This is a genomic window from Alteromonas sp. WD8-37 (assembly GCF_055326825.1).
In genome coordinates, this window is record NZ_JBUZOV010000001.1 from 501,447 (window position 1) to 527,896 (window position 26,450).

The following is a 26,450-nucleotide window of genomic DNA, read 5'->3' on the forward strand; positions in this document are numbered from 1 at the left end:
AAAGAGACAAGTAAATAAAGGACAAATAGTGACTCCTATTACAAAATCATTTCAGTATGGTCAGCATACTGTCACGTTAGAAACCGGCGTAATTGCACGTCAGGCAACCGCTGCTGTGATGGCCAGCATGGACGACACGTCTGTATTAGTCACCGTAGTGGGTAAAAAAGAAGCCAAAGAAGATCAGGACTTTTTCCCGTTAACGGTTAACTACCAGGAAAAAGCCTATGCTGCGGGTAAGATTCCGGGCGGCTTTTTCAAGCGTGAAGGGCGCCCGTCTGAAGGCGAGACCCTGATTGCGCGTCTGATCGACCGTCCAATTCGTCCATTGTTTCCTGAAGGCTTCAAAAATGAAGTTCAGGTAGTAATCACAGTGATGTCGGCCAATCCAGAAATCCCTACCGACGTCATTTCAATGATTGGTACATCTGCTGCGCTGGCCATCTCTGGTATTCCGTTCAACGGCCCGATTGGTGCAGCCCGGGTTGGTTATTCTAACGGTGAATACATTCTGAATACCCGTGCGTCTGAAGCTGAAGAAAGCCAGCTGGACCTAGTGGTTGCTGGTACCCAAAGCGCCGTATTGATGGTGGAATCAGAAGCCAGCGTACTATCTGAAGATGTGATGCTGGGCGCGGTGATGTTTGGTCACGAGCAAATGCAAACTGTGGTTGATGCTGTTACCGATTTTGCTGGTCAGGTCGGCACGCAAGCCTGGGACTGGCAGCCAAAAACCGAAAACACCTCGTTAAAAGACAAGGTTAACGCGGCTGCGCACAGCGGCATGGTTGAGGCCTATCAAATCTCCGACAAGATGGCGCGTAAAGATGCGGTTACTGCTGTAACTGAAAAAGCGCTGGCCGAGATCCTGGAGCAGGATCCAGAGCAAGACCAAAAAGAAGTGCTGAATCTGCTACACGACCTGGAAAGTGACGTGGTACGTTCACGCATTCTGGCCGGCGAGCCGCGTATCGATGGCCGTGACCCGGCAATGATCCGTGCACTGGACGTTGCGACTGGCGTATTGCCCCGGACTCATGGTTCTGCGTTGTTTACTCGCGGTGAAACCCAGGCACTGGTTGCTGCCACTCTGGGTACAGAGCGTGATGCGCAGATGATTGACGAGCTGCAGGGCAAGCGCGACAGCCGCTTCATGCTGCACTATAACTTCCCTCCATACTGTGTCGGCGAAACCGGTATGATGGGCTCCCCCAAGCGTCGTGAAATCGGCCACGGTCGTCTGGCCAAGCGTGGTATCCAGGCAGTAATGCCAAGCGAAGAAGATTTCCCATATGTGGTTCGTGTGGTGTCTGAAATCACTGAATCAAATGGTTCGTCGTCTATGGCGTCTGTGTGCGGTACTTCTTTGGCGCTGATGGATGCCGGTGTACCGATCAAGGCTTCTGTGGCGGGTATTGCCATGGGTCTGGTGAAAAGTGATAAAAACTTTGTGGTTCTGTCGGACATTCTGGGTGACGAAGATCACCTGGGCGACATGGACTTTAAAGTGGCCGGTACTACCGACGGTATCACTGCACTGCAAATGGATATCAAAATCGAAGGTATCACCAAAGAGATCATGCAGATTGCCCTGAAGCAGGCTAAAGAAGCGCGTCTGCACATTTTGGGTGTGATGGATGAAGCCATCGCGGGTCACCGTGAAGAACTGAGCGAATTTGCACCGCGTATTTACACCATGAAGATCGACCAGGATAAGATCCGCGATGTCATTGGTAAAGGCGGCGCCATGATTCGTCAGATCACTGAAGAATCTGATACCAACATCGAAATCGAAGATGACGGTACCATTAAGATCTTTGCCACCGAGCGCGCTAAAGCCGATATTGCGATTAGTAAGATCGAGCAGGTGACTGCAGAAATCGAAGTGGGCAAAACCTACCACGGTAAAGTTACCCGCATCGTTGACTTTGGTGCTTTTGTAGAAGTGCTGCCGGGCAAAGAAGGCCTGGTCCACATTTCTCAAATCGCTCACGAGCGGGTGAACAAGGTGTCTGATTACCTGTCAGAAGCACAGATGGTGGATGTCAAAGTAATGGAAATTGACCGTCAAAACCGGGTTCGTTTAAGCATCAAAGAGCTGTTGGAAAAACCAGCACCTAAAGAGCAAAACGAACAAGGCGAGTAAGCGTCATTGTGATATGTAAGAGGAGGCCGCTGGCCTCCTTTTTTGTTTGGAGAAAATCATGGATAAACAACTACAAACTGAAATCGAAGCTGCCACCTTTCGGCACTTACTGGATCATCTGGATGCGCACAAAGAAGTGCAAAATATTGAGCTGATGGTGTTGGCCGATTTTTGCCGGAACTGCCTGGCCAAGTGGTATGTAGCCGCGGCCAATGAGCGGGGTGAAGAACTTGATTATGAAGCTGCGCGGGAGATCATCTATAAGATGCCGTATGCCGAATGGAAAAAACTGTATCAATTACCCGCGACGCAGCAACAGCTAGACGCCTACCAGGCCCGTCAGGCGGAAAAAAACGCCAACGGCTAGGCAGACGCCGCTAAACTTTTATTTGGCCTGGTAACGAAAGGCCCGGGGCAACAAATCACCCACTGAGGCGTGCTCAGGCTCGCCCAGTTGGGTGGCCATATAGACCGGTACATCATCGCCGGCAAATTCGGCGATCTTTTGACGGCAGCCACCACAGGGGTAGCAAGGCTCGTCATTGGGGCTGGCGATGACAATGGCTTTAATGGTGCGCTGGCCGCCAGCGACCATGCTGCCGATGGCGGTGGCTTCAGCGCACTGGCCCAGCGGGTAGGCGGCATTTTCAACATTACAGCCGGTGAAAATCTCACCGTCTTCGGTGATCAGGGCGGCGCCCACATTAAACCGGGAATAAGGGGCGTGCGCATGCTGTTGCGCAGCAAAGGCGTGTTTTGTTAACGCCTGAAGTGTTTTACTGTCCATACAATTCCTGTATTCACGCACAGAGGCTTTACTTTTTCTGACAAATGGGCGATGGTTGCGCCTGTTAAGCAGCGGCAAAAAATGCCGAATTGATGTGCTGGCCAGTGATGTGTGTAAAGGGTGACAACGTGAATACCCTATTTCAAAGTTTACAAAAGTGATGCCATTTTTAACATGCACAAACTAATATGTCTCATTGTTTTTTTGCAATCTGCCTTGCTTTTGGGTGGATGTGCTCAAACTCCCACCGAATCCGGTCAACCGCAGATGGGCAACCTGCTGCTGGCGGAGCCGATCCCGGTGAGTCCGCGGGCACAAATGGCGATTGTGCGTTACAACCAGATTCTGGCCAGTGAAGAGCTCAGTGACGATGAGCGCGCCGAACTCGTGTTTCAGCGTGGCATGTTATACGACAGTGTTGGCCTGGGTGGGCTAGCTCAATTTGATTACAGCCAGGCCTTGCAGCTAAAACCGGATATGGCGGCAGCTCACAATTCCATGGGCATCCACTTTATCCAGCAAAACGAATACATTCAGGCCTACGAAGCATTTGACTCGACCCTGGATATCAACCCTGACTACGATTTTGCTTTTTTAAACCGCGGTATTGCGCTGTACTACGGTGATCGAGCTGATCTGGCGGTGAAAGATCTGCAAATGTTTTACAGCAAAGAGCCTGGCGACCCGTTTCGCGCATTGTGGGTGTATTATGCATTAGCGCAACAGGATGATAGTCAGGGCCAGGCATTTTTGCTCCAGGTCCGCGATGAGTTGCAGGAAGGCCACTGGGCCATCCGGCTGGTGGATTTTTACCTGGGCGAGTTGTCGGAACAGCAATTGCTGGGCACTCTGATTGAAGGAATTGGCAATCAGCGCGAGCTGACTGAACGACTGTGCGAAGCCTATTTTTACCTCGGCAAGTGGCACAGTGCACAGCACAACAACGGCATCGCGGCCAATTATTTCAAGCTGGCGCTAAGCACCAATGTGCATGATTATGTCGAGCACCGCTATGCGCGCAAGGAATTGCGACTGTTACGCCAACATCCCGATGATGCCGGCCACTAAGCAACGCTATGCGCGGGTTAATCATTGCTTTGTTGTCGCTGGTGCTGGTGGCCTCCGACTGGGGCCGTTATCCTCCACAATTGTTACACAACGCCGGTCAGGCCGACGCGCCTGGTGCGCTGTTGTGGGCGGCCGCCCGTCAGGGCAGTAAAACCGCTCAACAACAGCTGGTTGCCCTGGCTAAACAACAGCAGCAAGACTATTGGCTGGAGCAACTGGTGCGGCTGCGCAATCCCGAGGCAGCCTGGGCCCTCTACGAACTGAATGCCGAAGCGGCCGACAGTGACCGCTTGATGCGGCTGGCCGCATTAGGTGGCGTACCCCAGGCCCAGATGGAGCTGGCCTTAAGCCATGATAATGCCAACGGCCGTGAAAAATGGCTGACCCGGGCAGCCCGCCAGGGCCACTTACCGGCTCAGGCGGCACTGGCTGACTGGTATCTGCTAAAGCAACAGCCGGAAGCAGCCCGTCCATGGCTGGAAAAAACCGCCAACGACTATCCTCAAAGTGCGTTTCAACTGGGCCGCATGCTGTTTGAGGACGGCCAGAGCGAGCAGGGCGTGGCCTGGCTGACCCGGGCCAGCGATGGCGGTCATGAGATGGCCAGCCGCTTGCTGGGGATCATGCAACAGTATTCACCGCAAACCAGTGCTCAGGTAGCGCCGGTAGCCTGGCCGCCGGCTGGCCAGTGCGCGCAAAAGATTCAGATGTTTGCGACCTCACTGTCCAGCATTGAACGGGCCAGCCAGTTGTATACTGAATTTACCCGGGATGACCGCCTGGCGAGCCTGCCAATTTGTTTGCAGCCTCCGATTTGGCTGGCAGAAGATGAACTGACCTGTTCAGCCAGCTGGCAGGGCGCAGAGCGCTTAGGCTGTGATATCACCATGATCAGCGACGCCATAGAAACCCGTCAGGCGACCCATGTGATTGTGGTGGATGATGCCGGCAAAGCCAATGTGAACAATGGCGTGATGTACCTGGATTTGTCCGACAGTTATTCGGTGATGGTGCACGAACTGGCGCATTTTGCCGGCTTTGTGGATGAATACCCGCTACCCGATGCGGTGGCTGAACAATATTGCGATGGCCGCAGTGTGCCCAACCTGGTGGTGGCGGGAAAACTGACCTATGCACCGCTTAGCCGGGTGCAACAGTGGGTGGGGCTGGATGAGCAGCTACAGATTGCGCCGTCGCGTTCGTGCGCGGCGCTGGGCCAGACCGCCTACAAACCCAGCAATCAGATCACGTTCATGGAACACCATGACAGCGGTGAGATCCCGCCGTTGTATCTACGCTTATGGCAACAACAACTGGCCGAGCCCGAGCAGCAACGGCCGGTGTTTATGAATCTGTTTCAGCGCTTTCACTATGGCGGCGAGCAGGCCAAGGCCGGTAAGTGGCTTAAGCGTTACAATGCTTTTAATGCCACCCCGGCATCTGACTAGATCATTTCTTCGCGTAATTCATGCACCCACATGGCGGTGGCGCCACAAATGGCCACCGGCATCACGATAAAATTCACCACCGGGATCAGCGAAAACAGGCTAACCATCATGCCAAAGGACAGGGCACGGCCTTTGTGCTGACCTAAGTGCGCCCGCATGCGAGTAAATGGCACTTTGTGGTTATCGTAGGGATAATCACAGTAAACAATGGCCTGCATCCAGGCGGAAAATAAAAACCAAATCAGCTGACCGATGATCGGGACAAATAAAAACAACAAGAAAAACCCGGCTGCCCGGGGTAGATACCACATCAGTTTGGCCAGTTCCCGGCCTAAGGTACGGGGAACATCCTTAACCAGGCTAAGCAGGCCTTCGTCGCCCAGATCCTGCCCGGTGAGATGGCGCTCCACTTTTTCAGCTAAAATGCCGTTAAAGGGCGCGGCAATCCAGTTGGCCAGGGTGCCAAAGAGTAAGGCAAACACCAGTAACACACTGATCACCGCAATCGGCCATAATAAATACAGCAACACAGTTTTGGCCCACCCCAACCAGTCGGGCACCATATTGAGCAGATACGCAATACCGAGCTCAATCTGGCCGAATAAAAAATAAAATGCGGTGGCGAACAACAGTAGATTGACCGCCAGCGGCACAAAAACAAAGCGCTTTAGGCCTTTGGTTCGGATCAGGCGAAAGCCACTGCTAAAATAGGCCACACCACTTCGTTGTATCATTGTTTCTCCTTGTGCAAATTACGCCAGTATAGCGGGCCGGGCCTGGTGCCGGCCAAATCTGAATTGTTACAACCTGTGAGTTCTGCTACAGTTCACCCATAATAATAACTCCCTGTCTATGAACGCAAACGCAGTATTTATGCGCCAATATTATGCGCCAACCTCGTGATACCGTCCGGCGGCCTCGCGCGCCATCTGCTCAGCAAAGGATACGCTCGCGGTGCGGCTAAAAAAAATCAAATTGGCCGGCTTTAAGTCGTTTGTCGATCCCACCACGATCCCGTTTCCCGGCGACATGACCGCCATTGTCGGGCCCAATGGCTGTGGCAAATCCAATGTGATTGATGCGGTACGCTGGGTGCTGGGCGAAAGCTCGGCTAAAAATCTGCGTGGCGATGCCATGACCGATGTGATTTTTAATGGCTCGTCGGCACGTAAGCCGGTGGGGCAGTGTTCGGTTGAGCTGGTGTTTGATAATGACAGCCAGCGCCTTAGCGGTGAATACGCCGGCTATGCCGAATTAGCGGTCAAGCGGCTGGTGACGCGGGAAGGACAATCCACCTATTTTTTAAATAACACCCGTTGCCGGCGTAAAGATGTCACCGATGTGTTTTTGGGCACCGGGCTGGGTCCGCGCAGCTATGCCATTATTGAACAGGGCATGATTTCCCGACTGATTGAGTCGCGGCCCCAGGAATTGCGTAATTTTTTAGAAGAAGCCGCCGGGGTGTCGCGCTATAAAGAGCGTCGCCGGGATACCGAGCATCGGATCCGGCATACCCAGGAAAACCTGGAACGGCTGGATGATGTGCGCGGCGAACTGACTGCGCAGTTGGACAAATTATCGCAACAGGCTGCAGCGGCCAAACAATACACCGAGCTAAAAGCCCAGGAGCGTCATCTCAAAGGCCAGCTGGCGGCATTACGCTGGCGTGGCCACGATACCCAGTGCCGAGCCCTGACCAGCCAGCAACAGGTCGCGCAGCGGGAACTTGATGCGTTGCAGGCCAGCGCCCAGCAAGACGAAACCCGGCTGTTACTGGTGAAGGAAAAAGCCAACCAGGCGCGGCTGAAACTGGATGATTGGCAACAACAAAAATTTACCCTGGGCACAGATATAACCCGCCTTGAGCAAAGCAGCCTGCACAGTCAACAGCGGCTTACAGCCATTGAGCAGCAACATCAGGAATTAGTGGCCCAGCAAGGTGCCTTGCAGGATGCAGTCGCCGAAGCACGCCAGTTAGCGCAGGCAGCCACAAATGAACTGGCTCAATTGCAGCCCGAATATGATTTAGCGCAGGCCCAGCGCGAGCAATGTGATGAGGCACTTCAGCAGGCCCAGGAGGCACAGCTGCAGGTGGCCAGCACGCTCCGTGATGTGCAGCAGCGATATCAGCATAAAAAAGATGAGGTTCAGCAGGCACACAGCCAGATCCAGTCGGCGCTGAGTGTGCAACAGCGAACCTTTGAGCGTTTACAGCAACTTAAAAAGGATGTGGCTGAGCTGGAACAGCAGACCTACGAGGCAGATTTGGCTCAGGCCCGGGACCAGCAACAAACGCTCACTCAGGAGGTTTCAGCGGCCGACCAGCAATACCAGCAGGCCGAACAGCAATTGGCTGAGGCCAGGCAGGTGGATGATAGCGCGCGGCAAGCCTATGCGGCCTGCCAGTCGCAACAGCAGTCATTGGACGCGCGTATCGCCGGCTTGCAACAGATGCAGCAGGCTGCTACACAAACCACGCCGTCAAGCTTTTCGGGCCAGCCGCTGTGGCAGCACATTCAGGTTTCACCCAACTGGCAGCAGGCAGCTGAAAGTGCCCTGGCATTTTTACATCAGCCGTTGGTGCAAGATGCTAACGGCGCCAACGAGAATGAGACGCTACCGCCCGGCAAGCTGATCCTGGCCCCGGCGCAGTTACATAAGCCAGATACAGGGGTATCGCAAACGTTGGCCGGTGTGTTGGAGCAGGGCAGCCTGGTACCCAAGGTATTTAACCAGTTTTTGCTTTGCCCCGATGCCACGCAGGCTCGGGCCCGGCAGGCTAGTTTGTGCCCCGGACAGTGGTTGTTGACCGCTCAGGGCGAGATTTTTGGGCCCGACGCCAGCTTTGTGCCAGGCCAGCACGATAATGCCGGTGCCCTCCAGCGCACCACCCAGATTGCAACATTAACTGCCGAACTTGAAGCTGTTAACGCACAGCTGCAAACTTCTGATCAGGAGCGCGCTGACGCAGCCGATGCGTTAGAAGCCGCTCGCCAGTATGCGCTGGAGTGCCACAGCCAGTGGCGCGCCCGCCAGGCCAGCCTGCAGGCGGCCAACGAACGTATTGAGTTATTAGAGCAGGCACAACAGCGGCATGCCGACCGGCTAAATAAACTGCGTGAAGAGTATGCCCGCCAGCAGCAGCTGGAGGCTGATGAAGCCGGACAGCTGGAGCATCTGAGTGATTCGTTAGGCCTACTGGAAGGCCAGCTGGAGGCGCTGGGTGAGCAAACCGACGAACTGCAGGGGCGCCATGACCAGCGCGCGGCCGAGGTTGAACAGCAGCGCGCCCGGCAACGTCAGTACACCAGTCAACAGCATCAGCTGGCGCTGCGCATTGAACAACAATCCAGCCAGCAAACCCGATATAGTGAACAGGCTACTCGTAGCGACCAGCAGCAACAACGAATTGCTGCGCAACTGGCCGGTTTAGAAGAGGAAATGCAGCAATTAGCCGCCCCCCTGGACAGTCAGCACACTCGCTTACAATCATTGCTGGCCGCGCAGCAGGAGTTGGAAGCTAATCTGACTAAGGCGCGCGATGAGCTGACCCGGCACGAGCAGGTGATTAACGACAGTCAGCAAGCCCAGCAGTCCTTACAACAATCTTTGCACAGCCGGCAGCAGCGCATTGACAGCCTGACCATTGAAATTGAAAGCCAGCGCGCCCGGGCCGATGCACTGCTGGAGCAATTTAGCGAGCTGGATACCCGGTTGCAAACTGTGCTGGACACCCTACCGTCTGATGCGCAGGAGAGCACATTGCAGCAAGCGCTGACACGCTGTTCTAAAGCGGTAGCGCGACTGGGCGCTGTCAACCTGGCCGCAGTACAAGAGTACCAGCAACAAGCCGCCCGTAAAGCACAGCTGGATGAGCAGTGTGAGGATTTACAGGAAGCGCTGGAAACCCTGCAGGCTGCCATCCGCAAAATCGATAAAGAAACCCGCAGCCGCTTTGCCAGTACCTTTAATCAGGTTGACGAAGACTTAAAAGCACTGTTTCCCAAAGTGTTTGGCGGCGGCTCAGCTTACCTGGAATTGACCGACGATGATCTGCTGGAAACCGGGGTGACCATCATGGCGCGTCCGCCGGGTAAGAAAAATAGTACGATTCATCTATTAAGCGGTGGAGAAAAAGCGTTAACCGCTTTATCATTGGTTTTTGCAATTTTCAGGCTCAATCCAGCGCCATTTTGTTTACTTGACGAAGTGGATGCGCCGTTGGATGATGCCAATGTCGGGCGTTTTTGTAACCTGGTGTCAGAGATGTCGCAGACAGTGCAATTTATATATATCACCCATAATAAAATTGCTATGGAAATGGCAACCCATCTCACCGGGGTGACAATGGCCGAACCGGGCGTGTCACGCATGGTGGCGGTGGATGTGGATGAAGCCATGGCATTCGTAGAAGCATAACAAAGGGCGACTTAATTAAGATGGAAGATGAATTACGTCTGTCATTATTGATCATCGGAACCTTTATCATTGTTGGCGTTTTGGCGCACGGCATGTGGAAGATCCGCAAAAATAATCAGTCTGAACGGCGACGCGAGCGAGTTGAACCCGGCAACTGGGATGACAGCCAGTGGCAGGATGACTCAACCGACGATCCATTATTTGATGAACGCGGCGGCCAGGAAGATTACGATGAACTGGGTGTGGGCAAGGTGCGGGTCGTATCCGAACGTCGCCAGCCTGAAAGTTCAGCAAGCGCCAGCAGCGAGTCAACTGCTGATCACAAAACCGCGGCGCCCGCTGATGCGCTGACAACTTCATCGACAACAGAAAAACCTGTGGCGGAAAAACTATACGGCTCGGTGGTGAGCAACCCTAAGCCACATATGCAGTCCTCCGCAAGTACCGGCACAGCATCTGATGAGCAGTGTGACGAAAACATTCCGGCGCCACCGGGCTTTTTGCTTAAAGAGTCGGATGATAAAGCGAAAGCCGCGACGTCTACTGAAGCGGCTACGCCAGTATCCCAGACGCCCGAGTTCGCAGACGCTGCCCACAAAGCAGAGCCCGATATGGAGGCGTTTGAGTTAGACAGCCAACAGCCGCAGGCTGACCAGGCAGAGTCAGACCAACACAAAATTCGCCGGCATAGCAGCCCGCGTCAGCGCCAGGAACCTAATTTTGGCGATGATCAGATGCGCATCGATTTTGATGAGCCTAAAGCAGCCGTTGCCAAAGCTGATGGGCAGACCGACGAGCCGGCCAGCAAGGCTGAGACTCAACCTGCACAGCAAGAGGTGCTGATCTTGAATGTGCGCGCTGCAGATAATAAAGCCATCTCAGGAGCGGCGTTATTGCCATTGTTGCTGACATTAGGCTTCAAATTTGGTGACCAGGATATCTTTCATCGCCATGTAAATTCTAACGGCAAAGGCCCGGTGCTGTTCAGCCTGGCCAATATGTTCAAGCCTGGCAGCTTTGACATCGATAATCTGGAAGTATTTAGTACCCAGGGTGTCTCGCTGTTTATGATTTTGCCCATCGAAGGTGATGCGCATCAGGTGTTTAATATGATGCATAATGCGGCGCGCAAAATTGCAGATGAATTTGATGCACAGATCCTTGATGGCCGGCGCAGTGTGCTGACCAAACAGGGCTTGCAGCAATATATCGAAAAAATCCGAGAGTTTGAACGGCGACGGATGGTTGCCCGACACTAATCTGCCGGCCATCCTGTTCAGGGTGGCCTTTTTATTTATCGACACTATTTTTAAGGCTATGGCTGAAAACAACCCGTCAGTAGAACAACAAATCACTACGCTGCGCGACACCCTGCGCGACTATAACCATCAATACTATGTACTGGATGCGCCCACCGTGCCGGATGCCGAATATGACCGGTTGATGGAGCAGTTAAAAGCACTGGAGGCAGCCCATCCGCAGCTGCGCAGTGACGACTCACCCAGTCAGAAAGTGGGTGGCCAGCCGCTCACCGCCTTTGAGGAGGTGGCGCACGAAGTGCCCATGTTGTCGCTGGACAACGCTTTTGATGATGAAGCGGTGCTGGCGTTTGAGAAACGTCTCAAAGACCGGTTGAAAGACACCGCTACGCTGACGTTTAGCTGTGAGCCAAAGCTTGATGGCCTGGCGGTAAGCTTGTTGTACGAAAACGGTAAACTGGTGCGGGCAGCCACCCGGGGCGATGGCCAGGTGGGTGAAAACATCACCGAAAATGTAAAGACCATTGCCAATGTGCCGTTGCGTTTACGTGGCGAGCAGTTACCAGAGCGGGTCGAAGTCCGGGGTGAAGTTTTTATGCCCAAAGCAGGCTTTGAAAAGTTAAATGCCCGGCAAAAAGCCAACGATGGCAAAGTGTTTGCCAATCCGCGTAATGCTGCAGCTGGCAGCCTGCGCCAGCTGGACTCACGCATCACCGCCAAGCGCCCGCTGATGTTTTATGCCTACTCATTAGGGCTGGTCAGCCCGGCAGACTATACCTTGCCAGCCACCCATAGCGCACGCCTGCACCTGGTGACCCAGTGGGGTCTGCCATTGTGCCCGGAAGTGGCGACTGCCACCGGCGGGCAGGGCTGCCTGGATTACTATCAGCAAATTCTGGCGCAGCGCGAAGCACTGGCTTACGACATTGACGGCGTGGTGTTCAAGGTTGATCCCATCGCATTACAGGAAAAACTGGGGTTTGTGGCCCGCGCACCACGCTGGGCCATCGCCCAGAAGTTTCCGGCTCAGGAAGAAATCACCCGTCTGGTAGATGTGGAATTTCAGGTGGGCCGAACCGGGGCAATCACGCCGGTGGCCAGGCTTGAGCCGGTGTTTGTCGGTGGCGTGACCGTGTCCAATGCCACCTTGCATAACCAGGACGAAATTGCCCGGCTGGGAGTGAAAATTGGCGATGCGGTGGTGATCCGCCGCGCCGGCGATGTGATCCCACAGGTGGTCTCTGTGGTCAGTGCTCAGCGCCCCGATGACGCACGGGACATTGTGTTTCCGGCCCAGTGCCCGGTGTGCGATTCCCAGGTAGAAAAGCTGGCTGATGAAGCTGTCGCCCGCTGCACCGGCGGTTTGATCTGTGCAGCTCAGCGCAAGCAGGCGCTTAAGCATTTTGCTTCACGCAAGGCCATGGATGTCGATGGGCTGGGCGATAAACTTATCGATCAGTTAGTCGATGCTGATTTGGTGCACAGCCCGGCTGATTTTTTCCGGCTGGACATCGGGCGCCTGATTGGACTGGAACGCATGGCTGAAAAATCCGCGGCCAACTTGCTGGCATCGCTGGAAAAAGCCAAGCAAACCACCCTGGCCAAATTTTTATACGCGCTGGGTATTCGCGAAGTAGGGGAGTCCACTGCAAATAATCTGGCTGTGGAATTTGGTACCTTAGAAGCCGTGATGGAAGCCAGCGTCGAACGCCTGCAAGAGGTAAATGATATTGGCGTGGTAGTGGCTCAGCATATCTTTAATTTTTTCAGCGAAAGCCACAATACCGATATTGTAGCTGCACTGCGGGCCGAAGGCGTGCACTGGCCGGCGCCGCAAGCTCCGGCGGGTGAGCAGCCACTGGCCGGCCAAACCTGTGTGCTGACCGGGACCTTTTCTCAGATGAATCGCAATGATGCCAAAGGCTTGTTACAGCAGCTGGGGGCGAAGGTGGCCGGCTCGGTGTCAGCAAAAACCGATTTTCTGGTGGCTGGCGAAAAAGCCGGCTCGAAGTTGACCAAAGCGCAGGAACTGGATGTGGCGGTGTGGGATGAAGCGCGCTTGCTGACACTGTTACGTGAGCATGGCCTGATTGAGTAAAACCCTGGCGGAGTAACTCTGTACGCAGCCGGTGAGCTTACCGGCTGCTATCCTTTGAGCGCTGAGCGCGCGCCTGGCGGCGGGCATCCCAGGCTTTTTGTACCGAAAACCGCCAGACATAATTCAGACCAAAATACCCCACCAGACCTGCCAGAATCGAACAGATGGCACACCCCACCAAAAAAGCCGGGCCAATGGTGCTCAAACTCTCTACCACCCACTGCCAGTTAAACTGAAATTCGAAGTGGGTGGGCTCGGTCCCAAGTACAGTAGTGCCCACTTTATAAGCCGCGTAGAATATCGGTGGCATGGTAAACGGATTCGTGATCCACACGGTGGCCACCGACAACGGTAGATTAGCGCGAAAGGGAACAGCGGCGGCAGCAGAAAGCCACATTTGAAAGGGCACCGGCCAAAAGGCAAAAAACAACCCGATGCCAAAGGCACCGCGGGCTGACCGCCGGTTCAGATGCCACAGATTCGGTTCGTGTAACAATGTGCCGAACATCTTGAGTGCACGGTTTTGTTTGACCGTCTGGTGGTCGGGCAAAAAACGTTTAATAAACTTTCTGGGCATAGCAGGAATCAACACCACAAATTGCATGATGAGGCAACGGAATGCAGCATCTTACCACATACTGGCTGGCCGGCTTTTGCAGCGCAGCAATATCTGCTTTGTTCTGGCCCATGTTGCCTCATCCATTTATTCTGGCCGGGCTGTTTGCCGCGGCCTGTGCATTACACCTGATCGTGCGCCTGCGTTGGCGGCGTGTGTCTTTTGTACCGCTGCTTACCCAAAATAGTTTGCCCACGAGCAGGCAAAATCCTGTTCTTGTGTTGGCAGGCGGCGCACTTGCCGGTGCATGCTGGATGGCGAGTGTAGGGTATTGGTACAGCACTTGGCAACTGCCACAGTCAAATAAAGCGGATCAACAGGTACTGACCGTACAGATAAGCGCCTCCAGGGCCCGGCAACCACAGGGTTGCCAGCTTCAAGGTTTGATTCTGACCGGTCGCCATTTAGATGCGCTGTGGCAACCTACGGTGTCGCTCACCTGGCCGTTATCCGCGCCATGCCCTGCCACAGGAACCATGCTTACTGTACGGGCACGGTTGCGGGCTCCGGTAGGCCTGATCAACCCGGGGGCCTGGGATAGTCAGCGCCAGTTTGTGGCCAATCGCCTGGTGCGGCGTGGCACCATCAAATCGGTGCTACAAAGTGTCCCCTTATCAGCAGACTCCTGGCATCAGCAAGCAGCCCGGCACCTGGTCCTGCTAGACCTGAAGTATCAGCGCTGGACGGCCGCCTTGCTGGTGGGTAACCGCCAGCTATTACAAGCTGCTGACTGGCAAACCCTCATCGACACCGGCACCGCGCACCTGTTCAGTATCTCCGGCATGCATCTGGGGCTGGTAGCTCTATGGGTGTTTGCCGCCACCCGCGTTGGAGTGTATTTGCTGGCACGGCTGGGGTGGCTACGCCAACAGCCCGATATTTTTTACCCTGGTGCGCTGTTTACTCTGGCAGCATGCAGCGCTTACACCGCGCTGGCCAACTGGCAGTTGCCGGTGTGTCGGGCGTTGCTGCTGGTGGGGCTGTTTTTTAGTCTGCAGGCACTGGGCCGGGCGGTCAGCCGACTCTGGCTGGCCTGGGTAATGCTGGCGGCCTGCCTGCTGATGTTTCCTTTTGCGGTATTCTCGGCCAGTTTATATTTAAGTGTTGGCGCTGTGGGGATCATCTGGTTGTGGCAGTGGTCGGCCCAGCCACCGCTAACAACATGGACGCAAAAAGTAGCGTGGGCATGCAGGATGCAGCTGGCGCTGACCGTATTGATGATACCGCTGACCCTGGGCTGGTTTGGTCAGCAAGCGCTACTCGCGCCGCTGATTAATTTGTTGCTTGTGCCGATAATTACAGTGCTATTGCCGCTGGGCTTGCTGGCGTTGCTGGCCAGCTTGAGTGGGGTGGATCCTGCCGGACTGGGGTTACACGCGTTTGATGCCCTACTGGGGCAGGTTATGCAGGTGCTGGCCTGGGTGGCCGAATGGCTGGCGCCGGTAAGCCTGAATATAGGGGCAGCCGCACTGGCGTGCGTGTTTATTGCCTGTTGTTTGTGGCTGGTACCACGGTTTTGGGGGCGCCGCCGCGTAAGTTTGATCCTGCTGCTGGCGCCGTTGAGTTATACCCTGGCACTGAATCCGGCGCACTGGTACGTGCATGTGGTGGATGCCGGCCAGGGCACCGCGGTGATCATCAGCCGGGGCCGCTCTGCCATTATTCTGGATACCGGGCCGCAATTTGGCGATCATAGCGTGGCGCGGCGGCAGATTGGGCCACTGCTGACATTTTTGGGCATTCACCGGGTGGAAGCCATCTTTATCAGCCATCTGGACAATGATCATGCCGGGGGGCTGGCAGCCTTGCTGCAACTACCTCAGATCGGCCCGAACACCACTGTGGCGACCGCACTGGATAGCTGCCAGGCCGGCATGCAGCGCCAGCACCTGGGGCTGACCATCCGCGCGCTGTGGCCGCCTCCGGGCAATCGGGTGGATGATAACGACCACTCCTGTGTACTGGCCATCGACGATGGCACCACCTTTTTGCTGGCCCCGGGCGATATTGAGCGCGCCGGCGAATATGCGCTGCTGTATTCCAAACAACTTGATACCGGCTCTTTTCGCCGCACCGATATTTTGCTTGCACCGCATCATGGCAGTCAAAGTTCTTCCAGCGCACGCTTTGTTGCCACTCTGCAGCCGCGCTGGGTGGTGTTTACCCAGGGATACAACAACCGCTGGGGCTTTCCTCATCCGTCGGTGGTGCAGCGTTATCGTGATTATCAGGCTCAGCTGCTGGCGACCGGCCAGCGTGGCTATATTCGTTTTGCAGTAGCCGATGGCAATGTACAGGTGTCCACCGCCAGTCAGCACTTGTGCCCGCGCTGGTATCATCAGCGAGCCGCCACCTTCTGATTGATGACAGAGTGCGCATCCACCTGCCTAAATTATGGAATTTGCGTGTAACCAGTTACAATGGCGCCGATTTTTAATTATGTGAACAGATTCATGCAACAGACCGACTATTCGCGCGGCCAGGTGCGACGCTTTTTAGGCTATCTGCGCGACTATAAACTGGAATTTACTGTGGCCATCATCGGCATGATTGGCTACTCCGCGCTGGACACCTATGTGGTGGCGCATTTAAAAACCCTGATTGATGAGTCGCTGGCTAATAATGACAGCCAATTTTTGACCATGGCGGCGTATGCCATCGTGCCGCTGTTTATCCTGCGCGGCGTGTTCAATTTTATGGGCACCTACACCTTAGGCTGGATCGGCGCCAAGGTGGTGATGCGGATGCGCCAGCAGTTGTTTGAAAAATATCTGCATCTTCCCGTAGCCTTTCACGACAAACAGGCGGTGGGTACGCTTATCAGTAAGGTCACTTACGACACTGAGCAGGTAGCCAATGCCGCTGGCAAAGCCTTTTTGACCCTGGTGCGCGAGGGCGCGCTGGTCATCGGCCTGCTGATTGTGATGTTTTATTACTCATGGCAATTGTCGATGATCTTTTTGTTAATTGGTCCGGTGGTGGCGGTGATTGTGGCGTTGGTCAGCAAGCGCTTTCGCAAGGTCAGCCGCAATATCCAGCAATCCATGGGCACGGTGACCGCGGCGGTGGAACAGGCGGTCAAAGGCCACAAAGTGATTTTAATGTTTGGTGGTCAGCAAATTGAGCAAGAACGCTTTGCTGAAAAAAATAATCACAACCGCCAGCAAAATATGAAACTGCAGGTCACCCAGATTTTAAGTGTGTCGTCGATTCAGGTAATCGCCTCTATTGCACTGGCCTTTGTGTTGTACATGGCCAGCCTGCCGTCGATGATGGAAAATCTGACAGCCGGTACCTTTGTCAGTGTGGTGTTTTATATGGTGATGTTATTAAAACCGCTAAAACAGCTCACCACAGTTAACAACGAATTTCAAAAAGGCATGGCGGCCTGCACCAGCATTTTTGAGATTCTGGATAAAGATCCGGAGCCAAATCAGGGTAACCAGGTGATAGAACGTGCAGACGGACGCATTGCCTTTGAGGATGTGACCTTTGCCTACCCGGACAAAAGCGTACCGGCGCTTAAAAATATCAACTTTACCGCGGAGCCGGGCCAGACCATTGCCCTGGTAGGCCGCTCCGGTAGTGGTAAATCCACCATCTCGGCTTTGCTGACCCGCTTTTATGCCCCGCAGCAGGGTACTATCAGCATTGACGGGGTACCGCTGCAGGACATTGAACTGACCTCATTGCGCCGCCAGTTTGCGCTGGTCTCACAGCACGTGGTGCTGTTTAACGATACCATTGCCAACAACATCGCCTACGGTGCGAACCAGTCGGTCAGTCGAGACGAAGTGGAAAAAGCCGCGGCCATGGCCCACGTTACCGAGTTTGTTGAGCAGTTGCCCGAGGGCATGGATACCATAATTGGCGAGAATGGCTTGATGCTTTCAGGCGGCCAGCGTCAGCGTATCGCTATCGCTCGGGCCATTCTGGCCAAAGCGCCAATTTTGATTCTGGATGAGGCAACCTCGGCGCTGGACACCGAATCAGAACGCTTAATACAGGATGCGCTGGAAACCCTGCAAAAAAGCTGTACCAGCCTGGTGGTGGCGCATCGCTTATCCACCATTGAAAATGCCGATGAAATCATGGTGGTGGAGCAGGGCGAGATTATTGAGCGGGGTCGTCATCAAACCTTGCTGGACAATAACGGCCCGTATGCCCAGCTGCATGCCTTACAATTTGGCGACAAATAAGCCGGAGGCAGTGTGACAAAGCTTGAACAAGCCTGGTATAGCCGCAAAAAGTGGGTCTGGTTGCTGTGGCCGCTGATGGCGCTGTTTTTTATTATCAGCAGTTGCCGCCGCTACCTGTACACCGCCGGCTTTAAAACCAGCACCCGGCCTGCCAATTGTTTTATTATTGTGGTGGGTAATATTTCGGTGGGGGGCAATGGTAAAACCCCGGCTGTGTTGGCCATCACTGAGTATTTAATTGAGCTGGGGCTGCGACCGGGTATCTTAAGCCGCGGTTATGGGGGCAGCCATAAAGATTATCCCCATCGGGTCAGCCCTGACGATCCGGCAGAGCGGGTTGGCGATGAGCCCAAACTGATGGGGCTGCGCAGTGGCGTGCCCGTGGTCATCGACCCGGATCGGGCCCGCGGCGCGGCTTACCTGGTGGATGAGCTCGGCGTTAATGTGATTGTGTGTGATGATGGCCTCCAGCATTACCGGTTACAGCGTGATATGGAAATTGTGGTGATGGATGAACGTCGCTATGGCAATGGTTATTTGCTGCCTATGGGGCCATTGCGGGAAGGCGTCTGGCGGCTGGATACTGTAGCCATGATCCTGCACAATGTGGTTGAGCCGGCGCACGCCAGCTTGTTAGGGGTCAGTGCGCAGCAATACCCTATGGCGCTGGTACCGGCTCATTTTGTTAACGTGGCTGACCCAACCCGCCGGCTCAGCGCAAAAGCGTTTATGGCGCAAAACCCACAGGTGGTCGCACTAGCCGGGATTGGCAACCCACAACGATTTTTTACCACCCTGGCCAGCCTCGGTATGCAGGTAGATCAGACCCGGGTCTTTGCGGATCATCATCAGTTCAGCGCAGCCGATGTGCCACCCCAGGTAGTGGTTATGACCGAAAAAGACGCGGTCAAAATGACCGATTTTGCGCACCCGGATTGCTGGTATTTACAAGTTTCTGCCAGTCTGCCGCGTGCATGTTACACCCAGCTTAGCCAGCATCTGCAAAAAGCAGGGCTACTGAAAAAGGAAAAATAATGGCTTTTGATAGTAAATTGTTAGATGTGGTGGCCTGCCCGGTGTGCAAGGGTAAGCTGATTTTAAGCCAGGACAAAACACAGTTGTTGTGCCGTTTTGACCGTCTGGCCTACCCGGTCAAAGACGGCATCCCGGTCCTGATGGAAAGTGAAGCTACCCAGCTGACCAGTGAACAGCTGGAAGAAAGCAGGTAGGCCTATGGAATTCTGTGTCATTATTCCCGCGCGCTACGGTTCGAGCCGGTTTCCGGGTAAGCCACTGGCCGACATCAAGGGGCAGCCAATGGTGCGCCATGTGGTTGACCGGGCGCGCGAAGCGGGCGCAGCGGATGTGATTGTGGCCACCGACAACACCGATATAGCCGATGCGGTCACCGGCCATGCGCAGGTATGTATGACTGCCGCGACCCACAACTCTGGCACCGAGCGGCTGGCCGAAGTGGTGGCCGCGCGACAATTAGCGCCCGACACCATTGTGGTCAATGTGCAGGGGGATGAACCTTTTGTACCGGCTGCCAATATTCGCCAGGTAGCCACCAATTTAGCCCAGCACCCACAGGTAGCCATGGCCACATTGGCCACGCCATTTACCAGGGCTGAGGACATCGCCAACCCGAATATGGTCAAGGTGGTGGCAAATGCACACGGTGAAGCGCTGTATTTTTCTCGCTCGGCCATGCCCTATGATCGGGCCGCAATGCTGGAAAAAACACAAGCGGTAGATCCACAGCACTATTTACGACATATTGGCTTATATGCCTACCGTGCCAGTTATATCCAGCAGTATGTGGCGTATCCGGCCACTATTCTGGAACAGCTTGAATCATTAGAGCAGCTACGGGCATTGTGGTATGGCGATAAAATTCATATTGAGGTGGCCGCAGCGCCGCCCCCGGTGGGCATTGATACGCCCGATGACCTAAGCGCGCTGCTGGATACTTTGTAACAGCAAAGGAGACAGCCGATGAATGTGGTGATTAGCGGTGCCAATCGCGGCATTGGCCTGGCGCTGGTGCAGGCGTATTGCCAGCGCGGGGCAACAGTACATGCGTTGTGTCGACACAGTAGTGAGGCGCTAAAAGAAACCTGCGCCCACATTCACACCGGAGTGGATCTGGCCAAACCGGAAGGGCTGGCCGATGCGCTGGCCGGCCTCGAACATGTTAGCATTGATATCCTGGTTAACAATGCCGGCGTGCTAGGCCACGAAACCCTTTCTGACTGGGACCCCAATACCATCGAATACCAGTTTAGGGTCAATGCGCTGGGGCCTTTACTGGTTACCCAGACATTGCTGCCACGGTTGTCAAACGGCAGTAAGATTGGCCTGGTGACCAGCCGTATGGGATCCATGGCCGATAATGGGTCGGGCGGCTATTATGGTTACCGAATGTCCAAAGCTGCGCTCAATGCCGCCGGCGTTTCGCTTGCCCAGGACCTCAAGCCCCAGGGGATCGCAGTGGCCTTGCTGCACCCCGGTTTTGTTAAGACCGACATGGTCAATAATGCCGGTGATGTCTCGCCGGATGATGCGGCAGCCGGGCTGATTGCCCGACTGGATGCGCTGACCCTTGAGCACACCGGGACCTTCTGGCACGCCAATGGCAGTAAGCTGCCATGGTAAAGCGGATCGTAACACTTCTTGCCTTACTCGCTGCCAGTATGCCCGGCCAGGCGCAGGAATCTCTGTACTGGTCGGCAGGTCCGGCGCTGCCGCAACCCACCCAGGAAATTTACCCAGCGGCGGATGACCAGCATATTTTTGTGGCTGGCGGCTTAAGTGAAGATCCAAACGGTATTGTATTACGTGATGGATTTTACCGCTTGTCGGCCAGCCAACAGCAGTGGCAATCTTTGCCTGTACTACCCGAACCGCGGCATCACGCCATGCTGGTGGCGCGGCCAGATGCGGTGTGGATGTTTGGCGGGTTTGTTGAGGGTCAGGACGGGCAGTGGATCAATACCAACAATGTGCTGCGTTTCGACCGGCAAACCAATCGCTGGCAACAAAAAAATCCGTTGCCAGTGGCTTTGTCAGAAACGGTTTCGGTGGTGCTGAATGACAAAATTCATCTGATTGGCGGACGCAGCCCGGCCGGTGAGGCCAATGGTCGCTGGCATGATCATAAGGATACCGACTGGCACGGGGTATTTGAGCCCAAAGCCGGGGTATGGAAAACCGCGGCACCGTTACCCACCCCCAGAAATAGCGCCTGTGCAGTGGCCTATGCAGGTAAGATCCATGTGATTGGAGGTCGCCAGGTAGACAAAGGCAACCTGGATACTCATGAACAGTTTGACCCTTCCAGCGGCAAGTGGACCACCCTGAAACCGCTGCCTCAGGCGCAGGCTGGCCTGGCGTGTGTTGCATACCGGCACAATATCTATGTGTTTGGTGGTGAGCATTTTGTCGGAGAAGGCGGGGTGTTTTCTGAAGTCTGGGAATATGACATTGAGCGCCAGCGCTGGGCACAGGTCTCCACCATGCCCATCCCCCGACATGGCTTAGGGGCGGTGATTCTGGCCGATCAGGTATGGTTGATTGGCGGCGCAGCCAAGGCCGGCGCCGCCCAAACCTCGGCGGTGGTGAGCAAGCTTAAACACCGCGGAGAGTAAGCTGCCTGATATCTCAGGCTGGGCTTTGTTCAGCCTCATCAACAGCGTCTTCATCCACAGCCTCACCTTCTGCAGGTACAGCCCACACATCGTGGGCATCGGCGTGGATCACCTCTGCCCAGATCCGCTCACCTGGCTGCACATCGTACACGCCATTAAGGTGCACAAGGCCATCCACTTCTGGTGCATCGGCATAAGTACGGCCTACCGCGCCTTCGCTGGTGACCTCGTCAATGACTACCAGATATTCCTGGCCGATGCGCTGTTGCAGGCGCTCAGCACTGATCTCACTTTGTACTGCCATAAAACGGGCGTGCCGTTCCTGCTTCACTGCTTCCGGTACCGGGTCGGGTAAGTCATTGGCCTTAGCCCCTTCCACCGGTGAGTACATAAAACAGCCCACGCGGTCCAGTTGTGCCTCCTGGATAAAGGTCAGCAGTTCTTCAAATTCTTCCTCGGTTTCACCCGGGAAGCCAACAATGAAGGTTGAACGGATAATCAGTTCCGGGCAGATCTCACGCCAGGCACGAATACGCTCCAGGGTCCGGTCAGCACTGCCCGGACGTTTCATCAGTTTTAGAATACGCTTACTGGCATGCTGTAACGGAATATCCAGATAGGGCAGGATACGGCCTTCATTCATCAGTGGGATCAAATCATCCACATGTGGGTACGGATAGACATAATGCAAGCGTACCCACATGTCGAGCTCGCCCAGTTTGCTACTCAGTTGCTGCAGATGGGTTTTGACCGGCATGCCATCCCAGAAGCCGGTGCGGTGTTTTACATCTACGCCGTAAGCGCTGGTATCCTGAGAGATCACCAGTAATTCATTCACGCCGCCGGCTTTTAACCGCTTGGCTTCATCTAAGATTTCCCCCACCGGGCGGCTGACCAGGTTGCCGCGCATCGATGGAATAATGCAAAACGTGCAGCGATGGTTACAGCCTTCAGAAATCTTTAAATAGGCATAATGGCGCGGGGTCAGTTTGACGCCATGGTCTGGCACCAAATCCGCAAATGGGTTGTGCGCCGGCGCCGGCAGATGGGTGTGGACCTGATTCACCACTTCCTCGTAGGCATGGGGGCCGGTTACCGCCAGCACATTGGGGTGCACTTCACGGATTTCATCGTCTTTAATGCCCAGACACCCAGTCACGATTACCTTGCCATTTTCTGCCAGGGCTTCGCCGATAGTATCTAAAGATTCCTGCACCGCGGCATCAATAAAGCCGCAGGTATTAACTATTACCAAATCGGCATCATTGAAGGTGGGTACCACATCATAACCTTCGGTGCGCAACTGGGTCAGAATGCGCTCTGAATCCACCAGATTTTTCGGGCAACCTAAGCTAATAAAGCCGATCCGCGCGCGCTCAGTGGCGGCGTTTGCGCTGGCCGGTTGGTCCTGTAAAACTTTTACCGGGGTGCTTAAGGTAGTGGTGGGATTAGGCGTAAATTTTTCTACGGTCATGGCAACTTCTGGTGCTGGTGCATAATGGCGCGCAAGTATAGCAGGTCGCACAGCGAAGGCTAGCCCGGCGATAGCGGACCTGGCCTCTGTCGCGGCGATGATTTACCATAGGCAGGTATATTTTGTCAGGAAGCTGTATGCCTGTTTTACCCCTACCATTGAGTGCTTACGATGACGCCGGAGTGATCAAACCGCCGCGCTGGCTGTACTGGTTGCTGGCGTTAAATTGTCTCGACTGGCTGATGCTGGTAATGGCACTGGCCAGCACCCGACACACCACACAGTTACTCAGTTTGTTTTATCCGCAGCAAACCTTGCTGTGGGCAAAACTGGCAGCCACCGTGCCGTTGATTGTGGCTCTGTTATTACTGGGTAATCGAAGTCGTCTATGGAAAAAGCAACGCTATGGCTGGTGCAAATTGTTGCTGCCGCTGATTGTCGCCGGAGTGATGGCAAATGGTGTGGTGATCGTAAGCCAGCTAGCGCAGTTGCACTGGCAGTTTAGCGGCGTCTTAGCCGGCCAGTTGAGCCTGGCCAGCTTGCTATTGGTGCTGGTGGTGCGCAGTCGGCACTGGCGGTTGCTGGTTAAAGACTGGCAGCAGCCCGCCTGAACAGGGTGGCGGGCTGCTTATTGCGCCTGGTAACTCAAGGCCAGCTCGAAATAACGCTGCACACTGACTTTACTGTCATTCACCAGGCGCTCGTAGCAAATGCCGGCAAAGGCGTAAGAACGATCGCCCACATCTAACACGATAAATGGCGCTTGCGGGTCACTTTCATCATAGCGCCACTGGCCACCCGCCAGCTTGCGAAACGTTTCTCCTACATAGGCACCATAGATATTACAAATGGTAAACACCGCGGTGTCTTCCAGTGCTTTGTCTTTAAAGGTGGTGATAAACTGTAAGATGATCTCATCCACCAGGGCCACACTGGCCCGCGAATAATCCAGTTCAATAGAAAATTCACTGCGTGCGGTTTCCACCGCATTGTCCGCCGAGTCAATCATCAATGCGTCGAGTTCTTGTTGTTGCATGTGCTGTGTACTCCTTAATCTATGACCGCGCGGCGGATCAATTGCCGCTGAGTTTATTTACCACGCTGGCCGCGGCCATCATGCCAAAGGTGGCGGTAACCATTACCGAGGCACCGAAGCCGCCGGCGCAATCCAGCCGGGTACCATTTTCCATCACTGATTTGTTATAGCATACACTACCGTCAGGTTGGGGGTAGCGTAATTGCTCGGTGGAATAAATACATTCCACGCCAAACCTGCGCTTGGGGTTTTTACTAAAGCCGTAATCCCGGCGCAGTATTGAGCGTACTTTTGCAGCCAGGGGATCCTGGATGGTTTTGGCCAGGTCGGCGCGGGTGATTTGGCCCGGATCTATCTGGCCGCCGGCTCCACCCACGGTGACCACCGGAATTTTTTGCCGTTTGCAGCTATAAATGATGGCCGCTTTGGCTTTAATGCTGTCGGTGGCTTCGATTACCGCATCAAACGCCGGCGTGATCATCTCACGCACATTCTCCGGCGTGACAAAATCCTCTAAAGCATTCACTTCAATACCCGGGTTGATGGCCTGCAGGCGCTGCGCCATCACATCTACTTTGGCCCGGCCCACGGTGTCGGTCAACGCATGAATTTGGCGATTGGTATTGGTCAGGCAAATATCGTCCAGATCCACCAGGGTGATTTTGCCAATGCCTGAACGTGCCAGCGCCTCAGCACTCCATGAGCCGACACCACCAATGCCAATCACACAGACATGAGCCTCAGCCAAAGTGTCCAGGGCTGCGGCACCATACAAACGGGCGGTGCCACCATAGCGTTGGAGATCGCTTGTCATACTCTACCTTAAATAACTGTTCGGCAGGTGGACTGCCACAAAAAGGGCCGCAGTATAACAAATCTGACTCCGCCCGGCATCGCTGGCGAGGGCTTTACAGGATTTATGAGTGATTTGCCCAGGGCCGAGCAGCAAAGCAATCCGAAAGGAGCCAGTCTGCGTTCAAATCCCACTAAAAACAGATGCCAGACAGGAGAACAACATGGGATTATTAGTGGATGGCCAATGGCAGGATAAATGGTATGACACCGATAGCCACGATGGAAAATTTGAGCGCCAGGAAGCGCAATTTCGCGATTGGGTAGAAGCCAGTCCGGAGGCGCGCTTTCCGGCCGAATCCGGTCGCTACCATTTATATGTGTCGCTGGCCTGCCCGTGGGCACACCGAACTTTGATCATGCGCAAGTTAAAAAAACTGGATGATCATATCAGTGTGTCGGTGGTTTCCCCTGAAATGCTGGACGAGGGCTGGACCTTTGCCGGATACCCGGGCGCCACCGGCGACACCTTATACCGCCACCAGTATTTGCGCGAACTGTATACCATGGTGGATAGCAATATCACCACCCGGGTGACCGTGCCAGTGCTTTGGGATAAACAGCAAAAAACCATCGTCAGCAATGAGTCCGCCGATATCATTCGCATGTTTAACCGGGCCTTTAATGAGATCACCGGCGATGAGACCGATTATTTTCCGGACAACCTGCAAGAAGAAATCGAGCAAATTAATACCCTGGTCTATCACAATATCAATAACGGGGTGTACAAAGCGGGCTTCGCAACCACCCAGGAAGCCTATGAAGACGCGGTCAACGCAGTCTTTCGCGCGCTAGATATCGTAGAGCACCGCCTGGCCAGCCAGCGCTACCTGGCCGGCACCCAAATCACCGAAGCAGACTGGCGCTTATTTACCACACTGATCCGGTTTGATGCCGTGTATCACGGGCATTTTAAGTGCAACCGTCAGCAAATATCCGATTATCCGGCGCTAAATGGCTACATGCGCGAACTGTATCAGCACCCCGGCGTCGCCGAGACCGTCAATTTTGACCATATTACCCGGCACTATTATTACAGCCATACTATGATTAATCCGACCCAGATTGTACCTGTAGGGCCAAAGCTGAACCTGGATGAGCCCCACGGGCGCGATGAGATGTTTATCTAAGCGCAACGCGCTCACTCAGCCCTGGCGGGCAGTTAACTGGATGGCACCGGGCAGGCTGGTCTGATGCTTGCTTCGTGCCCGCTAACTCTTTAACTCTGTGCCCAGAAGCTCGTAAGGGCGGGGTGAACAGGCATAATTGGTCATCATATAGTCGTAGCACTAAATTTATTACAACTAATAGTCATCTTTTGTCACGTTTTTTAAGTATGAAGGCCAAATAGCTATGTTATTGATTGATTAGGCTGTATAGCTTGCATAACATAGTGGC

At 54.5% G+C, this 26,450-nt stretch carries 22 protein-coding genes; 16 read left to right on the forward strand and 6 right to left on the reverse strand.

Going from position 1 to position 26,450, the window contains the following annotated elements; genetic code table 11:
• Positions 1 to 28: 28 nt before the first annotated feature.
• Complete coding sequence (gene pnp / locus ACTUJZ_RS02355; RefSeq protein WP_463634654.1) at positions 29 to 2,146, forward strand: polyribonucleotide nucleotidyltransferase; 2,118 nt, start codon at positions 29 to 31, stop codon at positions 2,144 to 2,146.
• 58 nt (positions 2,147 to 2,204) lie between these two features.
• Positions 2,205 to 2,513 carry a DUF1244 domain-containing protein gene (locus ACTUJZ_RS02360; RefSeq protein WP_463634655.1) on the forward strand — a complete coding sequence of 103 codons (309 nt, stop codon included), beginning with the start codon at positions 2,205 to 2,207 and terminating at the stop codon, positions 2,511 to 2,513.
• A gap of 18 nt (positions 2,514 to 2,531) precedes the next feature.
• On the opposite strand, the gene cdd is transcribed toward ACTUJZ_RS02360, so the two are convergent.
• The gene (gene cdd, locus ACTUJZ_RS02365) at positions 2,532 to 3,113 is read right to left on the reverse strand and encodes a cytidine deaminase (protein ID WP_463634656.1); all 582 of its coding nucleotides are present in this window, start codon (positions 3,111 to 3,113) and stop codon (positions 2,532 to 2,534) included.
• Between cdd and nlpI the strand changes: the two genes are divergently transcribed.
• Both nlpI and ACTUJZ_RS02375 read left to right on the forward strand, forming a co-directional pair.
• A complete protein-coding gene (nlpI, locus tag ACTUJZ_RS02370) occupies positions 3,108 to 4,001 on the forward strand; it encodes a lipoprotein NlpI (protein ID WP_463634657.1) in 894 nt (297 codons plus the stop codon). The genes cdd and nlpI overlap by 6 nt on opposite strands.
• An 8-nt stretch (positions 4,002 to 4,009) precedes the next feature.
• Complete coding sequence (locus ACTUJZ_RS02375; protein ID WP_463634658.1) at positions 4,010 to 5,449, forward strand: tetratricopeptide repeat protein; 1,440 nt, start codon at positions 4,010 to 4,012, stop codon at positions 5,447 to 5,449.
• Here ACTUJZ_RS02375 and cysZ read toward each other — a convergent pair.
• Complete coding sequence (cysZ, locus tag ACTUJZ_RS02380) at positions 5,446 to 6,183, reverse strand: sulfate transporter CysZ (protein WP_463634659.1); 738 nt, start codon at positions 6,181 to 6,183, stop codon at positions 5,446 to 5,448. The genes ACTUJZ_RS02375 and cysZ overlap by 4 nt on opposite strands.
• Positions 6,184 to 6,403: 220 nt before the next feature.
• Here cysZ and smc point away from each other — a divergent pair, with 220 nt between their 5' ends.
• The 3 genes from smc to ligA are packed head-to-tail and all read left to right on the forward strand — an operon-like array spanning position 6,404 to position 13,225.
• Positions 6,404 to 9,868, forward strand: coding sequence for a chromosome segregation protein SMC (smc, locus tag ACTUJZ_RS02385; RefSeq protein WP_463634660.1), 3,465 nt, complete (start codon positions 6,404 to 6,406; stop codon positions 9,866 to 9,868).
• Between the two features lie 20 nt (positions 9,869 to 9,888).
• On the forward strand, positions 9,889 to 11,127 hold the full coding sequence (gene zipA / locus ACTUJZ_RS02390) for a cell division protein ZipA (protein WP_463634661.1): 1,239 nt from the start codon (positions 9,889 to 9,891) through the stop codon (positions 11,125 to 11,127).
• 58 nt (positions 11,128 to 11,185) lie between these two features.
• Positions 11,186 to 13,225 carry an NAD-dependent DNA ligase LigA gene (gene ligA, locus ACTUJZ_RS02395; protein WP_463635227.1) on the forward strand — a complete coding sequence of 680 codons (2,040 nt, stop codon included), beginning with the start codon at positions 11,186 to 11,188 and terminating at the stop codon, positions 13,223 to 13,225.
• A 37-nt stretch (positions 13,226 to 13,262) separates the two neighbouring features.
• On the opposite strand, the gene ACTUJZ_RS02400 is transcribed toward ligA, so the two are convergent.
• A complete protein-coding gene (locus tag ACTUJZ_RS02400; RefSeq protein ID WP_463634662.1) occupies positions 13,263 to 13,802 on the reverse strand; it encodes a DUF2062 domain-containing protein in 540 nt (179 codons plus the stop codon).
• A gap of 293 nt (positions 13,803 to 14,095) precedes the next feature.
• Between ACTUJZ_RS02400 and ACTUJZ_RS02405 the strand changes: the two genes are divergently transcribed.
• The 7 genes from ACTUJZ_RS02405 to ACTUJZ_RS02435 all read left to right on the forward strand — a co-directional run bounded on the left by ACTUJZ_RS02405 (position 14,096) and on the right by ACTUJZ_RS02435 (position 21,690).
• Positions 14,096 to 16,201 carry a DNA internalization-related competence protein ComEC/Rec2 gene (locus ACTUJZ_RS02405; protein WP_463634663.1) on the forward strand — a complete coding sequence of 702 codons (2,106 nt, stop codon included), beginning with the start codon at positions 14,096 to 14,098 and terminating at the stop codon, positions 16,199 to 16,201.
• A gap of 93 nt (positions 16,202 to 16,294) precedes the next feature.
• A complete protein-coding gene (msbA, locus tag ACTUJZ_RS02410) occupies positions 16,295 to 18,040 on the forward strand; it encodes a lipid A export permease/ATP-binding protein MsbA (protein WP_463634664.1) in 1,746 nt (581 codons plus the stop codon).
• A 12-nt stretch (positions 18,041 to 18,052) separates the two neighbouring features.
• Positions 18,053 to 19,075, forward strand: a complete 1,023-nt coding sequence (gene lpxK, locus ACTUJZ_RS02415; RefSeq protein WP_463634665.1) for a tetraacyldisaccharide 4'-kinase — start codon at positions 18,053 to 18,055, stop codon at positions 19,073 to 19,075.
• A complete protein-coding gene (locus tag ACTUJZ_RS02420) occupies positions 19,075 to 19,269 on the forward strand; it encodes a Trm112 family protein (RefSeq protein WP_463634666.1) in 195 nt (64 codons plus the stop codon). The genes lpxK and ACTUJZ_RS02420 overlap by 1 nt, the downstream gene beginning before the upstream one ends.
• A 4-nt stretch (positions 19,270 to 19,273) precedes the next feature.
• Positions 19,274 to 20,020: a 3-deoxy-manno-octulosonate cytidylyltransferase gene (gene kdsB, locus ACTUJZ_RS02425; protein ID WP_463634667.1), complete on the forward strand. Its 747-nt coding sequence runs from the start codon at positions 19,274 to 19,276 to the stop codon at positions 20,018 to 20,020.
• 18 nt (positions 20,021 to 20,038) lie between these two features.
• On the forward strand, positions 20,039 to 20,698 hold the full coding sequence (locus ACTUJZ_RS02430) for an SDR family oxidoreductase (RefSeq protein ID WP_463634668.1): 660 nt from the start codon (positions 20,039 to 20,041) through the stop codon (positions 20,696 to 20,698).
• A complete protein-coding gene (locus tag ACTUJZ_RS02435) occupies positions 20,692 to 21,690 on the forward strand; it encodes a Kelch repeat-containing protein (protein WP_463634669.1) in 999 nt (332 codons plus the stop codon). Before ACTUJZ_RS02430 ends, ACTUJZ_RS02435 begins: the two co-directional genes overlap by 7 nt.
• 13 nt (positions 21,691 to 21,703) lie before the next feature.
• On the opposite strand, the gene rimO is transcribed toward ACTUJZ_RS02435, so the two are convergent.
• Positions 21,704 to 23,164 (reverse strand): 30S ribosomal protein S12 methylthiotransferase RimO, encoded by a 1,461-nt coding sequence (gene rimO / locus ACTUJZ_RS02440; protein WP_463634670.1) that lies wholly within the window; start codon positions 23,162 to 23,164, stop codon positions 21,704 to 21,706.
• A gap of 137 nt (positions 23,165 to 23,301) precedes the next feature.
• Here rimO and ACTUJZ_RS02445 point away from each other — a divergent pair, with 137 nt between their 5' ends.
• Complete coding sequence (locus ACTUJZ_RS02445) at positions 23,302 to 23,775, forward strand: DUF2919 family protein (RefSeq protein ID WP_463634671.1); 474 nt, start codon at positions 23,302 to 23,304, stop codon at positions 23,773 to 23,775.
• Between the two features lie 17 nt (positions 23,776 to 23,792).
• Here ACTUJZ_RS02445 and ACTUJZ_RS02450 read toward each other — a convergent pair whose 3' ends face one another.
• Positions 23,793 to 24,200, reverse strand: a complete 408-nt coding sequence (locus ACTUJZ_RS02450; RefSeq protein WP_463634672.1) for a hypothetical protein — start codon at positions 24,198 to 24,200, stop codon at positions 23,793 to 23,795.
• A gap of 37 nt (positions 24,201 to 24,237) precedes the next feature.
• Positions 24,238 to 25,014, reverse strand: coding sequence for a tRNA cyclic N6-threonylcarbamoyladenosine(37) synthase TcdA (gene tcdA, locus ACTUJZ_RS02455; protein WP_463634673.1), 777 nt, complete (start codon positions 25,012 to 25,014; stop codon positions 24,238 to 24,240).
• Between the two features lie 202 nt (positions 25,015 to 25,216).
• Here tcdA and ACTUJZ_RS02460 point away from each other — a divergent pair, with 202 nt between their 5' ends.
• A complete protein-coding gene (locus tag ACTUJZ_RS02460; RefSeq protein WP_463634674.1) occupies positions 25,217 to 26,182 on the forward strand; it encodes a glutathione S-transferase family protein in 966 nt (321 codons plus the stop codon).
• The last annotated feature ends 268 nt before the right edge of the window (positions 26,183 to 26,450 follow it).

Excerpts from the sequence above, each read along its gene's own strand:
- zipA (WP_463634661.1), top strand. The coding sequence starts at position 9,889 with ATGGAAGATGAATTACGTCTGTCATTATTGATCATCGGAACCTTTATC.
- ACTUJZ_RS02405 (WP_463634663.1), top strand. The coding sequence starts at position 14,096 with ATGGCGAGTGTAGGGTATTGGTACAGCACTTGGCAACTGCCACAGTCA.
- kdsB (WP_463634667.1), top strand. The coding sequence starts at position 19,274 with ATGGAATTCTGTGTCATTATTCCCGCGCGCTACGGTTCGAGCCGGTTT.
- ACTUJZ_RS02375 (WP_463634658.1), top strand. The coding sequence starts at position 4,010 with ATGCGCGGGTTAATCATTGCTTTGTTGTCGCTGGTGCTGGTGGCCTCC.
- ACTUJZ_RS02430 (WP_463634668.1), top strand. The coding sequence starts at position 20,039 with ATGAATGTGGTGATTAGCGGTGCCAATCGCGGCATTGGCCTGGCGCTG.
- ACTUJZ_RS02420 (WP_463634666.1), top strand. The coding sequence starts at position 19,075 with ATGGCTTTTGATAGTAAATTGTTAGATGTGGTGGCCTGCCCGGTGTGC.
- ACTUJZ_RS02400 (WP_463634662.1), bottom strand. The coding sequence starts at position 13,802 with ATGCCCAGAAAGTTTATTAAACGTTTTTTGCCCGACCACCAGACGGTC.
- msbA (WP_463634664.1), top strand. The coding sequence starts at position 16,295 with ATGCAACAGACCGACTATTCGCGCGGCCAGGTGCGACGCTTTTTAGGC.
- ACTUJZ_RS02450 (WP_463634672.1), bottom strand. The coding sequence starts at position 24,200 with ATGCAACAACAAGAACTCGACGCATTGATGATTGACTCGGCGGACAAT.
- cysZ (WP_463634659.1), bottom strand. The coding sequence starts at position 6,183 with ATGATACAACGAAGTGGTGTGGCCTATTTTAGCAGTGGCTTTCGCCTG.
- ligA (WP_463635227.1), top strand. The coding sequence starts at position 11,186 with ATGGCTGAAAACAACCCGTCAGTAGAACAACAAATCACTACGCTGCGC.
- tcdA (WP_463634673.1), bottom strand. The coding sequence starts at position 25,014 with ATGACAAGCGATCTCCAACGCTATGGTGGCACCGCCCGTTTGTATGGT.
- ACTUJZ_RS02435 (WP_463634669.1), top strand. The coding sequence starts at position 20,692 with ATGGTAAAGCGGATCGTAACACTTCTTGCCTTACTCGCTGCCAGTATG.
- ACTUJZ_RS02445 (WP_463634671.1), top strand. The coding sequence starts at position 23,302 with ATGCCTGTTTTACCCCTACCATTGAGTGCTTACGATGACGCCGGAGTG.
- rimO (WP_463634670.1), bottom strand. The coding sequence starts at position 23,164 with ATGACCGTAGAAAAATTTACGCCTAATCCCACCACTACCTTAAGCACC.
- nlpI (WP_463634657.1), top strand. The coding sequence starts at position 3,108 with ATGCACAAACTAATATGTCTCATTGTTTTTTTGCAATCTGCCTTGCTT.
- ACTUJZ_RS02360 (WP_463634655.1), top strand. The coding sequence starts at position 2,205 with ATGGATAAACAACTACAAACTGAAATCGAAGCTGCCACCTTTCGGCAC.
- ACTUJZ_RS02460 (WP_463634674.1), top strand. The coding sequence starts at position 25,217 with ATGGGATTATTAGTGGATGGCCAATGGCAGGATAAATGGTATGACACC.